Source organism: Streptomyces sp. NPDC127129, assembly GCF_042671585.1.
Lineage (GTDB): Bacteria > Actinomycetota > Actinomycetes > Streptomycetales > Streptomycetaceae > Streptomyces.
In genome coordinates this window covers 129065-141351 of the sequence record NZ_JBHXTV010000009.1, presented here as the reverse complement: position 1 = coordinate 141351, position 12287 = coordinate 129065, and the positions used below count along the sequence as shown (strand labels likewise).

Sequence of the window (12287 nt, the reverse complement as noted above, 5' to 3'; positions counted from 1 at the left end):
CGCCCCGGAGCGAATCCGGCTGTGCCCCCTGAGGGGCTTGCGTAACACCCACCGGCCCCCCCATGGCCCCACCGCCGGGCCCCGCGATGCCGCGACGTACCGCTGTCGCCCCATCCCCCTGCCTGCCCCCTTCCTGAGGGCATCGCTCCTCCTCGGCCCCCGCCCGGCCCGCGCTCAGCGCCGTGGCCTGGCCCGCCGCACCTCGCCTCCGCACCTCGCACTGTTCGTGCACCACCGCGCCACCACCCCTGCGCCGTCAAGGCGCCATCTTGCGCTGCCCGCCGCCGGACGACGGGCCCTCCTCACCTCACCTGACCCCGCCTCACCGACCAGACGGGAGCCCACCGTGGCTACGTTCCTTTCCAGACTGGGCCGCCTCGCCTTCCGCCGCCGGGGGGTGATGGTGCTGCTCTGGCTGCTGATCTTCGGCGGCATGGGCTACGCGGCCTCGACCGCGCCGGCGCCGCCCGCCGACACGTTCTCCATGCCGGGCACCGAGTCGCAGGAGGCCTTCGACCTGCTGACCGAGAAGTTCCCGGACGCGAGCGCCGACGGCGCCGGCGCCCGGGTCGTCGTCCGCGCCCCCGAGGGCTCGAAGGTCACCGAGCCCGCGCAGCGGGCCCGGGTGGAGCGCCTCGTGGCCCGGCTGGGGGCGTCGTCCCCGCAGGTGGCGGGCGTCGCCGACCCGTACGCGTACCCCGATGTCACGATCAGCGAGGACGGGACGACCGCCTACCTGGTGGTGACGTACAAGGTCCCCGCGATGGAGGTCGACGACAAGGCGCACGACGCCCTGGACGCGGCGACGGAGGAGGCCCGTCGGGCGGGGCTCACCGTCGAGGCCGGCGGTGACGCCGTGAGGATCGAGCAGGCGATGGGCGGCACCGGCGAGCAGATCGGCATCCTGGTCTCCGCGATCGTCCTCGTCCTGACCTTCGGCTCGGTGATCGCGGCCGGAATGCCGCTCATCACCGCGCTGATCGGCGTCGGCATCGGCATCTCGGGGATCACGGCGCTCGGTTCGACGCTGGGCCTGTCCGGTACGACGTCGACGCTCGCGATGATGATCGGCCTCGCGGTCGGCATCGACTACGCGCTGTTCATCGTGTCCCGGTTCCGCGCCGAGCGGGCCGAGGGGCGCACTCCGGAGGAGGCGGCGGGGCGGGCCGTCGGCACCGCGGGATCGGCCGTCGTCTTCGCGGGCCTCACGGTCGTCGTCGCCCTCGCCGGGCTCGCCGTGGTGAACATCCCGATGCTGACCAAGATGGGCCTCGCCGCGGCCGGTACCGTCGCGGTCGCCGTACTCGTCGCCATCACGCTCGTGCCCGCGCTTCTCGGCTTCGCGCCGGTCAAGGTGATGGCCCGTAAGGGACGTCTGGCGTACGCGGTCAAGCCGCTGTCGGACCGCAAGCAGCGCAGGGCCGCCAAGCACGCGGCGAAGCTGGCGCGGAAGACCAAGCCCAACCTGGGTTCCCGCTGGGCGAGTTACGTCCTGCGCCACCCGGTCGCCGTGCTGCTCGTCGGCGTCGTGGGCCTGGGCACGATCGCCGTACCGGCCGCGAGCCTGGAGCTCGGCCTGCCCGGCGAGGGTCAGATGTCGACGGAGACCACGCAGCGCAAGGCGTACGACCTGCTCTCGGAGTCCTTCGGTCCCGGCTTCAACGGCCCGCTGCTGGTGACGGTACAGACGAAGGACGCCAAGGACGCCAAGGCCGTCGGCGACGAGATCGGCAAGGCACTGCTGAAGACGGACGGCGTGGCCTCGGTCTCGCCGGCCACGGCCAACAAGGCGGGCAACACCGCGATTCTCAACGTCATCCCGGAGACGGGACCGACGGAGAAGAAGACCGAGGAGCTGGTACGCGAACTCCGCGACGTCGCGGGGGGCTTGGAGAAGAGCACGGCGTCCCGGATCCTCGTCACCGGTCAGACGGCCATGTTCATCGACTTCTCGCAGACGCTGGACGACGCACTGCTGCCGTACCTGGGTCTGGTCGTCGGCCTCGCCTTCCTGCTTCTGATGGTGGTCTTCCGCTCCGTCCTGGTCCCGCTCAAGGCGGCCCTCGGCTTCCTGCTGTCGGTGACCGCGGCTCTCGGCGCCGTCGTGGCGGTCTTCCAGTGGGGCTGGCTCGCGGACGTCTTCGGCATCGACGCACCGGGCCCGATCATGAGCACGATGCCGATCTTCATGATCGGTGTGGTCTTCGGCCTGGCGATGGACTACGAGGTCTTCCTGGTCAGCCGGATGCGTGAGTCGTACGTCCACGGAGCGCGCCCGGGTGAGGCCGTCGTCGACGGCTTCCGCTACGGGGGCCGGGTGGTCGCCGCGGCCGCGGTCATCATGATGAGCGTCTTCTCGGGGTTCATCGTCGAGGACAACGACTTCGTCAAGATGATCGGGTTCGCCCTCGCGATCGCCGTGCTCTTCGACGCCTTCGTCGTCCGTATGGCGATCGTGCCCGCGCTCTTCGCCCTGCTCGGCAGGTCCGCGTGGTGGCTGCCGAAGTGGCTGGACCGGATCCTGCCCCGGGTGGACGTCGAGGGCGAGAAGCTCGGCCGGGCGGAAGCGGCGCCACACACGCACACGGACGGCGGCCGGGAGCGCACCCTGGTCGGCTGAACGGACGTCCCAGCCCCCTCGCGAGGCGCCCCCGCACCGGCTCAGGCCGGGGCGGGGGCGCCTTTTCCCTTCCCTCCTCCGAACCCAAAACCCCAGCTCAGGGCCATGACGCCAACCCACCACCATGGATGGCGCCATGATGGCTCGACATGGCGCCATGAATGTGTCACCATGATGGCGCAAGCACGGCACAGAAGTGGCGCCACACGGCGCCAGGCCGGCGAACAGAGCCGGCACCACCGCCCCGCAGCACCACCCCTGGAACCCCGGAAGAGAGAGGCCCGCTCACATGAACACCGCGACCCCAGCGGCCACCAGCACGCGCACCGCGGCGATCTCCGCGATCGGCCTGCGCAAGTCGTACGGCGACAAGGTGGTGCTCGACGGCATCGACCTGCAGATCCCCGAGGGCACGATCTTCGCCCTGCTCGGCCCCAACGGGGCGGGCAAGACCACCACCGTGGAGATCCTCTCCACGCTGATCACGGCCGACGGCGGCCAGGCACGGATCGCGGGCCACGACGTGGCCGCCGACGCCCGCTCGGTACGCGGACTGATCGGCGTCACGGGACAGTTCGCCGCCGTCGACGGGCTGCTCACCGCCGAGGAGAACCTGCTCCTCATGGCCGACCTGCACCACCTGAGCCGCGGCGAGGGCCGGCGCCGCACCGCCGAGCTCCTGGAGCGGTTCGAGCTGACCGAGGCGGCGCGCAAGAACGTCGCCACCTTCTCGGGCGGCATGCGCCGCAAGCTCGACCTGGCGATGACGCTGGTCGGCCGGCCGCGGATCATCTTCCTCGACGAGCCGACCACGGGCCTCGACCCCCGCAGCCGCCGCGTGATGTGGGAGCTGATCCGGGACCTGGTCACGGATCAGGGCGTGACGATCTTCCTCACCACGCAGTACCTGGAGGAGGCCGACCACCTCGCCGACCGCATCGCGGTCCTCGACCACGGCAAGCTCGTCGCCGAGGGCACCGCGGAGGAGCTGAAGCGGCTGATCCCCGGCGGCCATGTCCGCCTCCAGTTCGCCGACGAGGACGAGCTCTCCTCGGCGGCCGCGATCTTCGGCATCGCCACCCGCGACAACGAGTCGCTCACCCTGCAGATCCCCAGCGACGGCTCGGTCACCAACCTCCGCGCCATCCTCGACACGCTCGACAACACCGGGCTGCGGGCCGAGTCGCTCACCGTGCACACCCCCGACCTCGACGACGTCTTCCTCACCCTCACGGGCAAGCAGAACGCCACCACCACCCAGAAGGAGTCGGCCCGATGAGCACCGCCACCCTCACCCCGGCCAAGCCCGCCAAGCCCGCCCGCTCGTACGCCCTGCGCGACTCCATGACGATGCTGCGCCGCAACATCAAGCACATGCAGCGCTACCCGTCGATGACGATCTCGATCCTCGTGATGCCGCTGCTGATGCTGCTGCTCTTCGTGTACGTCTTCGGAGGCGCGCTCGGCATGGGCATCGGGGCGGGCGAGGACCGCGGCGACTACATCAACTACCTGGTGCCCGGCATCATCCTGATGGCGGCGACCTCGGGGGCCGTCGCGACGGCCGTGTCCGTCTGCACCGACATGACGGAGGGCATCGTCAACCGCTTCCGCACGATGTCGATCTCCCGCGGCTCCATCCTCACGGGCCATGTCCTCGGCAGCGTCCTCCAGGTCACGGCGGTCCTGGTGCTCGTCACGGGCGTGTCCCTCGCCATCGGCTTCCGCCCGAACGCCTCGCTGATCGAGTGGCTGGCCGCCCTGGGTCTGCTCGTCTTCCTGGCCTTCGGCATGGCCTGGCTGTCCGCGGCGATGGGCATGGGCGCCAAGACGGTCGAGGCCGCGAGCAACGGCCCGCTGCCGCTGACCTTCCTGCCCTTCCTCGGCAGCGCGGTCGTCACCCCGGACTCGATGCCGACGGTGCTGCGCTGGTTCGCCGAGTACCAGCCCTTCACCCCGATCAACGAGACCCTGCGCGGCCTGCTCCTCGGCACGCCGATCGGCAACGACGGCTGGATCGCCCTGGCCTGGTGCGCGGCCCTCGCCCTGACCGGCTACCTCTGGTCCCGCGCGGTCTTCAACCGCGAGGTCACCCGCTGACCCGAAGGGCCCCAGCGAATCACCACCCCGGTCCGCTAGGCTGTCCCCGGTACCTCTCCTGGCCATCCCCCAGGAGAGCCCGGGACCACGCCAACACGGGGCCCCGAGCACCACGCCTTCGTAGCTCAGGGGATAGAGCACCGCTCTCCTAAAGCGGGTGTCGCAGGTTCGAATCCTGCCGGGGGCACAAACCCGAAAGGCCACCTACCGATCTCGGTAGGTGGCCTTTCGGGTTTGTCGCGGTGGAGTCAGAAGAAGGTTCTGAAGCGGGTGGAGTCGGCGCGCAGGGGCAGGGGGTGGGCCTGTTCGAAGGGGTGGGTCGTGCTGTTGCGGGCGCGGTAGGACGCGGAGCCCGAGGGGCCGGCGGCGTAGAGGTCGGCGACGCCCTTGCCGTTGATGCCCGCCGGGATCACGTGGGTGTACTTCTGCCAGCCGCCGCCGATCTTGCGGCGGGCGGTGAACGTGCCGTCGCCCTTGCCCAGGTAGAGCCAGAGCGTGCCCGAGGTGTCGCGGGCCAGGAGGTCGCCGCCCGTGGCGCCCGCGATGTTGCCCGGGGCCGTGAGGAGGTTGTAGGCGCCCCAGCCGCCACCGATCTTCTTCCGCGGCCCGAACGGGGACTTGGCATCACCCGTCGAGGCGTAGAACCACAGCGCACCCCACCTGTCCGTGGCCAGGAGGTCACCGCGGCCGTCGCCGTTCAGGTCCGAGCCGCCGACCAGCTTGTCGTAGACCTGCCAGCCGCCGCCGACCTTCGTACGGGGCAGGAGCTTCTGCTTCTCGCTCCGGTGGAGCCACAGCACACCGTCGCGGTCGCGGCCGACGACATCGTCCGTGGCGGCCATCAGCGTGTACGTGTTCCAGCCCGTGCCGAGGACGTCCGGCTTCGGGTCGCGCACGACCGGGGGGCAGCCCTCCTCGTGGCAGTCGGGGCTGTTGCCCATGGCCAGCAACTGGCTGATGTCGTACGCGGAGAGGTTGCCCGAGCTGTCGCGGACCAGGGCGTCCGCGTGGGCGTTGTCGTTGAAGTCGCGCGGCGCGGTGCCGCGGTCCACCGTGGTCGTACCGGTCTTCACGCCCGCGGGACCGACCCCGGAGGCCGGGCGGGCGGTCAGCTTCCAGGTGTACGCGCCGTTGTAGGCGCCGATCACCTGGTCGAGGTATCCGTCCCACCCGATGAAGGTGTCGTAGTAGCTCCAGAGCGACACCGTGCGGCCGGTGGCCACGTGCGTCAGGTCGAGCGAGACGCCCAGGTCCGCATCGCTGGTCTGCCAGGTCACACGGCTGTCGGTGCCGTCGAAGCGGTACGTGCTCGGAACGTTCGCCCGCTCCACGACCAGCCCCAGGGGGCGCTGCCCGTCCGCGATCATGGACGCCACCGGGGTGCCGCTCGCGTCGATCGAGAGGCGGAAGAGACCTTGGCCCTGCGCGAAGGTGCCGCCTGCCAGCAGGAGTGTGCCGTCGCCGACCGGGGTGCCGTGGTTCGCGAGGTCGAGGAGCGGGATCTTCCGGCCGTCCTTCAGCGACTTCAGGACCATGGGCCTGTTCGGGTACCTGACCCCGTCGACGACGAGATCCGCGCCGGTGATCGCCAGCCAGTCGCCACCGAGGACGATCTGCGCCCGGTAGGGGAGGGTCTCGGCCTGCTTGGTCTTCCGGTCCACGATCCTGGTCTGGCCCAGCCGCGGTTCCCAGAGCACGCGGTCGGGCGTGACCTGCGCGAAGCCGCTGTGCCGGCCGGTGAGGTACGTCTCGACGGTGGTGGCCGTGGCCACGTCGACCAGGGCGAGGCGGAAGTCGAAGTCCGGCGCCGAGGTCTCCACGGCGACCGTGCCGGGCGTGGAGCCGTAGAACGTCCAGGGGACTCCGGCCGGCATCCCGGTCACCTTGCGGTCGACGACCTCACCGCCGGGCGCCCGGCTGACGAGGTGGAGCTCCTTGGTGGCCGTGTCGACCATCACGAGCGTCGATCCGTTGACCTCGTGCAGCGTGTACGGGACGTCGATGACGACCGGTGTGCCGCCCCCCGCCATGTCGTGGACGGTGTGGCGGGTGCCCTCGCTCGCCACGACGACATCCGCTCCGGCGGCCCCCCGGTAAGTGACCCCGGGTACGTCCGGGAACGTGGTGCCGGCGCCGTCGGCGTACCGCATCCAGACGTGGACGCCGTCCGTCCGGACGCCCAGGAACCCGCTGGGCCCGGCGGTCAGATAGCCGCCGGTGAACGGGAAGGGCGCGTCCCCGGCCCCCTGCCTCGCGGCCTCACCCGCACCGGCGGGGGGTGCCGTGGCGGCGGTGGCCGGGCCGGCGAGCGTGCCGGCGGTCGTGGCGGCCAGGGCGACGGCGACGGCGGTCAGCCGGAACCGGGAGGTACGGACGCGGGTGCGGGCGCGTGGCATGGGGCGGGGCCTCCTCGGAGAAGGACGTGTGGGTGCGGTGTGGAACGCCGCGCCCACAAGACCCGTGAGAAGACCGGACGGTTGTACATATCTGCAATGAATGTTCGGGTACGACGGTTATATGTCATGCGGAAGCCCGGCATCGGCACGTCGGCGCCCACCGACCTCTTGGACCCCTGACGTGAACCCAGGGTTGTACGGGAGAACGCCTGGCGTTCCCCGACGGCCCTACTCCCAGGTCGCCGTGTCGGGGTCGATGCCGTGGGCGCGCGCACCGGCGTCGACGATCCGCCGGAACCACGTGGCGAGGCCGGCCCGGATGCCGTCGTAGTGGGCGGCGAAGCCCGGATCGGACTCGTACATGCGGCCGAGACAGACCTGCATCTGCCGGGAGAGGGGGAAGTACGAGGCGAACATCTCCCGGTGACGTTCGACGAGTTGGTTCGCCTCCGGGCTGCCGGGTGTGACACCGGCGTCCATCGCCTCCGCGAGCGCACGGTCGAGTTCGGCGTTGGCGTCCGCGACGGCCTGCCATTCCTCCGGTCCGCGCGCGGCCGAGCGTTCGGCGTACTGCCGCCACTGCGTCGTGTCTCCGTAACGCTCACGGGCTCTGGCGGACGCGTCCGGGTCCCAGTCGGGGCCGAAGATCGCGGCCTGCTGCTCGGCGGTCAGCAGCAGACCACGCTCGTGGGCCTCGATCATCCGGTCCAGCCCGGCGCCGAGCCGCCGGAGGCGGTCGATCCGTTCGTCGACCTGGATGCGCTGCGCGCGCAGCGCACCGGGCAGGTCCGCGGCCGGGTCGTCCAGGACGACCCGGATCCTGTCCAGGCCGAGGCCGAGCTCCCGGTAGACGACGATGCGGTGCAGGCGTTCCAGATCGCCGGCGGTGTAGAGCCGGTATCCGGCGGGCGTGCGCAGCGACGGTCGGGCGAGGCCGATCTCGTCCCAGTGGTGCAGGGCGCGGACCGTCACGCCCAGACGTGCGGAGACCTGACCGACGGTCAGACCCTCGGAGCCGGTACGGCCGTCGGTGCCGGTCCGGCCCTCGGTACCGGTCCAGCCGTCGATGCCGGTCCAGCCCTCGGTACCGGTCCGGCCGTCGGGCCCGCTCCAGCCGTGAGCCTCGGTAGGGGCATCGCGGTCGGCTTCGTCACGCATGCTCCTCATGATCTCCGAAGCCCGCGCCCGGTGGGGTGATCCCCATGGCTTCAAGGTTCCGCGCCTCCTCACCGGCGGGATCGAAGGGCTTCGCCGCGGTGAAGACGATCCGTGCGTTCTCGGGAGTGATCACGGCCACGTCGCGGGTGTTCCAGAGGGTGTCCCGGGGTCCGTCGACCGCGTTCGGGCGCAGCGTACGGCAGGCCTCGACCAGGGGATCCACCTGGCTGAGGACGCACGCGAAGCTCGCGCTCATCGCCGGTGGCTGCTCCGGGACCCCGTCGGCCGCGACGAGGAGGACGTCCTGGAACTGCCACCGGCGCAGATGGACGAGTCTGCCGGGGAGGGTGAACAGCGCGAAGAACCCGAGCCCGCGAACCCAGAAGTCCACCGATTCCGCAAGGTCGTTCGTGGGGATCGTCACGAACGCGGGCATGCCGTAGATGCCGTGGAACGGCTCCGGTGGAACCGCGTCCGGGCCGGGGGTGGGCACGGGACTCGTCTCGAACGCTTCGTAAAGGTCGCTCATGGGCCCCACCTTTCAGCCTCACGCGGCGTGAGGGTCAAGCCGGTGCGTGAGGCGGGGACAGAAACACAAGCTCCCGCTCGTTCTGTGCATGGCCCGGACCCCGCGAGCCCTGGAAGCCTCCCTCATCGAACGGCCACGCACCGAACGGCCACGCACCGGCAGAGGGGAACGCTCCATGCGGACGCGGACGACCAGTTGGGGTACGCGGGCGCCCCGGCCCCAGGCACCAACACCCAGGTGTACAACAGCACCGTCGTCACCGGTCAGGCGGGCACCGCGATGGTCAGCGACAACGGCAAGGGCGGAGTCACCTTCCGCAACAACGTCTTCGTCAGTACGGCCGAGGGCGGCTCGCCGATCATCGACGCGCTGAACACGTACGACCACAACCTCTACGTGGGCGTGGGCGCCGTCCCGGCGAGCGACGCCCGCGCCGTCACCGCGGCCCCCGAGTTCCTCTACGCCACCCCGGACAGCCCGCGCGACCTGCGGCTGCGCTCCGGCTCTCCGGCGATCGGGGCGGGCACGCCGGTCGAGAACGCGGGCCCGCACGACTACTTCGGCAACCGTCTGTACGGCACGACCGACATCGGCGCCCACCAGCGCCCCGATCAGCGGCCGTGACCGGTACCGCCGGGGGTCACGCTCGGCACGTCAGCCGCATCTGGCCCGCCGCGTGGTGTGCCCCCTCACGCGCCTCCGAGCCCCAGTCCAGGCCCCGGTCCAGGAGGCGGACCGTGAAGGTGGGGGTGCCGAGGGGGTAGCTGCCGACCGGGAGGAGCGCACCGACGTTGGCGGGCTGGTAGACGGTGAACGTGGCGTACGGAGTGCCGTTCGCCAGGACCTGGTAGACCGAGGGCTCGCCCGCCGCGTCCTGGGGGCGCGGCGGGGTCGGGACGTGGACCGCCAGGGCGCACGTCCCGTACCCCTCGCCCACGTGCCAGCTCCAGGTGGCCCGGTTGTCACGGTCCTTCGTCGAGCTGCCCGACATCGGCATGGCCGAGAAGCGGCCGTCGCAGCCCCCGCCCCGGAAGCCGCCGACGTTCACGGTGTACCAGCCCTCGAAGCCGTCGCTGAACCGGCCCGTCTCCGTGTAGTTGGCGCCGGCTCCCGTGCAGCCCGGGCCCGCCCACACCTCGTACGGAGGGAGAGTGGGGTGCGGAGGCCGCGTGGCGGCGGAGGGGTGGGCGGACGTCGAGGGAGAGCCGTCGGGCGGTGTGCTCGCGCTCGGCAGGGCGGGACCGCCGCCCGGCGCGCCGGGGAAGGCCGTCGGGCCGTTCCGCGTCGGCAGTGTCCGTACCGGCGGATCCGACGCCGCCGCCGGAGGCCGCTCCTCCGACTCGTCGCCGAGGGCCACCACCAGCGCCAGGCAGCCCACGGCCACCACGGCCACGAGCGCCCACGCGCCGCCCCGCCGTGTACTCGTCCGGTCGATGCCGCCGCCCCGCCGTGTCCCGGTGAGGTCGACGCCGCCGCAGCGCCGGCACGCCATCCCCGGCAGCGGGCCCCTGCCCGCTCCACCGCATTCCTCGCATGCCATAGCCGCACACCTTACGGCCGAATCAGCGGAGTTCCTCCGGGCATGCGGTTCCTCGCGGGAAGAACTTGTACGGCGCGGAGAGCCGGTACACGCCCGCCTTCGGCGCCAGGAGCTCCGTCCACTCGTCTCCCTCCCCGTCCGCCTCCGCCTTCAACAGGCAGCCGGACTCGTTGAGGAAGACCTTCTCCAGCTCCGCGGGCGACTCCTCGCGGGCCGCCTTCGACGCCTCCGTCTCCTGCGGCGGCTCGATCTTGCCGCCGTTCTCGTCGACCAGCGCCAGCCACGGCGAGTACGGCACCCGGATCAGCACCCGCCCCGGGCCGTCGACCTCGATCACGACCTCGTTCGCGCCCGCCCGCAGCACGTCGGCCGGCGGGTCGGCGAGCGGGGTCGGGTTCTCCACCTCGAACAGCCGCCAGTTCTCGTCCGACCAGACCTGCTTCAGGTACGGCAGCCCGTCCGCGACGAGTTCCGCCTCCAGCTCCGCGCCCGAGTCCGGTGCCCCGGTCGGCAGGACCACGTAGTGCACCGCCCAGCGGTCCAGCCAGTCCTGGTAGTTCGTGGCGTTCAGGGTGTCGTCGTAGAAGAGCGGGTTGCGCTCCATGTCCGCCTGCCGGTTCCAGCCCCGCGCCAGGTTGATGTACGGGCTGAGCGCGGAGGACTCACGGTGGCTGGAGGCCGGCACGACCTCGACCCGCGCCTTCTCCGCCCCGCGCACCTGGAGCTGGTTGATCAGCGGCGCGACCTCGCGCGTCCACGACGCGTCCGGGGCGGTCCGGATGACGTCGTCGACGCCCTTGAACCCGATCCAGACGTTCAGCCCCGCGAACGCCAGCAGGATCGCGTACCACTTGCGGGAGCGCGGGACCGCGTACGGCAGCGCGGCGAGCAGCACCACGCCCGCGAAGAGCATGACGAGCCGCGAGACGTTCGAGCCGATCTGCGAGTCGATCAGCCAGGTCAGCAGCGTGCCCGCGGAGTACACGGCAGCGCCGGTGCGGACCGTGCGCCAGTCGCGCGGCACGAGGAGGAGGCACAGCACCCCGAAGAGGAACGGCAGCGCGGTGGAGGCCCACGACATCGGCTGCGTACCGGAGAAGGGGAACAGCCAGGAGGAGAGCGCGACGACGAGCACCGGGGCGAGACCGAGGGCGTACGCGCCCGGGCGGCGCCGGTTCAGGAAGAGCGCCGCCGCCGCGACGCCGAGGAAGAGCCCGGCGACCGGGCTGCAGGCGGTGGCGAGCCCGGCGAGCGGGGCGGCGACCGCCGCCTTCGCCCAGCGTCTGCGGCGCCAGCGGTACGGCCAGCAGAAGACGGCCGCGACGGCGCCCAGCGCGAACATCATGCCGAGCCCGAACGTCACCCGCCCCGACAGCGCGTTGCACAGGAACGCGAAGACGCCCGCCAGCGAGCACGCCAGCGGATTGCGCACCGCCCGTACCCGCACGAGGATCAGCGCCGTGAGCCCGGCCGAGACCGTGCCCGCGATCATCATGGTCGAGCGCACGCCGAGCACCGACATCACGTACGGCGAGACGACGCTGTACGAGACCGGGTGCATCCCGCCGTACCAGGCGAGGTTGTACGCGGAGTCCGGGTGACGTCCCACGAACTCCGCCCACGCGTCCTGCGCGGCGAGGTCGCCGCCGCTGTTCGCGAACAGGAAGAACCAGAGCACGTGGGTGAGCGCGGCGAGAGCCGTCGCGATCATGACGGGGTAGCGGCGGCGCCTGCGCGGGCGCCGCGCGGGAGCCGGTTCGGCGGGTCTCCGGGGCGTCGGGAGGTCTATTCGCGCGGACGCGGAGGTCCGCGCGGGCGCGGAGGAACGCTCGGGCGCGGAGGGGCGCTCGGGCGCGGAGGAACGCGGGGGCACGCTCTCGTCGGCGCGTGTCGGCTCGGCGGTGGTCACTCGCGGCCCTCTCCCGTGCTACTCCCGAACTGCCT

General features: G+C 71.6%; 9 protein-coding genes and 1 tRNA gene. 5 read left to right on the top strand and 5 right to left on the bottom strand.

Going from position 1 to position 12287, the window contains the following annotated elements; all coding sequences use genetic code 11:
• The first annotated feature begins 346 nt into the window (after positions 1–346).
• From ACFVGW_RS19000 to ACFVGW_RS18985, 4 genes are all read left to right on the top strand, one after another.
• A complete protein-coding gene (locus ACFVGW_RS19000) occupies positions 347–2620 on the top strand; it encodes an MMPL family transporter (RefSeq protein WP_385852789.1) in 2274 nt (757 codons plus the stop codon).
• Between the two features lie 289 nt (positions 2621–2909).
• Complete coding sequence (locus ACFVGW_RS18995) at positions 2910–3899, top strand: ATP-binding cassette domain-containing protein (protein ID WP_385852788.1); 990 nt, start codon at positions 2910–2912, stop codon at positions 3897–3899.
• A complete protein-coding gene (locus ACFVGW_RS18990) occupies positions 3896–4720 on the top strand; it encodes an ABC transporter permease (RefSeq protein ID WP_383222880.1) in 825 nt (274 codons plus the stop codon). The genes ACFVGW_RS18995 and ACFVGW_RS18990 overlap by 4 nt, the downstream gene beginning before the upstream one ends.
• Before the next feature lie 114 nt (positions 4721–4834).
• Positions 4835–4907 (top strand) — tRNA-Arg (locus ACFVGW_RS18985).
• Positions 4908–4968: 61 nt separating this feature from the next.
• On the opposite strand, the gene ACFVGW_RS18980 is transcribed toward ACFVGW_RS18985, so the two are convergent.
• The 3 genes from ACFVGW_RS18980 to ACFVGW_RS18970 form a co-directional block, all read right to left on the bottom strand.
• Positions 4969–7116, bottom strand: coding sequence for a hypothetical protein (locus ACFVGW_RS18980; protein ID WP_385852787.1), 2148 nt, complete (start codon positions 7114–7116; stop codon positions 4969–4971).
• Positions 7117–7344: 228 nt separating this feature from the next.
• Positions 7345–8274, bottom strand: a complete 930-nt coding sequence (locus ACFVGW_RS18975; RefSeq protein WP_385852786.1) for a MerR family transcriptional regulator — start codon at positions 8272–8274, stop codon at positions 7345–7347.
• Positions 8267–8803 carry a VOC family protein gene (locus tag ACFVGW_RS18970; protein WP_385852785.1) on the bottom strand — a complete coding sequence of 179 codons (537 nt, stop codon included), beginning with the start codon at positions 8801–8803 and terminating at the stop codon, positions 8267–8269. The genes ACFVGW_RS18975 and ACFVGW_RS18970 overlap by 8 nt, the downstream gene beginning before the upstream one ends.
• A gap of 237 nt (positions 8804–9040) precedes the next feature.
• Here ACFVGW_RS18970 and ACFVGW_RS18965 point away from each other — a divergent pair, with 237 nt between their 5' ends.
• Positions 9041–9427, top strand: a complete 387-nt coding sequence (locus tag ACFVGW_RS18965) for a hypothetical protein (protein WP_385852784.1) — start codon at positions 9041–9043, stop codon at positions 9425–9427.
• A gap of 16 nt (positions 9428–9443) precedes the next feature.
• On the opposite strand, the gene ACFVGW_RS18960 is transcribed toward ACFVGW_RS18965, so the two are convergent.
• Positions 9444–10343 (bottom strand): adhesin, encoded by a 900-nt coding sequence (locus tag ACFVGW_RS18960; RefSeq protein ID WP_385852783.1) that lies wholly within the window; start codon positions 10341–10343, stop codon positions 9444–9446.
• A 22-nt stretch (positions 10344–10365) separates the two neighbouring features.
• Positions 10366–12252, bottom strand: coding sequence for an MFS transporter (locus ACFVGW_RS18955; protein WP_385852782.1), 1887 nt, complete (start codon positions 12250–12252; stop codon positions 10366–10368).
• Positions 12253–12287: the final 35 nt, after the last annotated feature.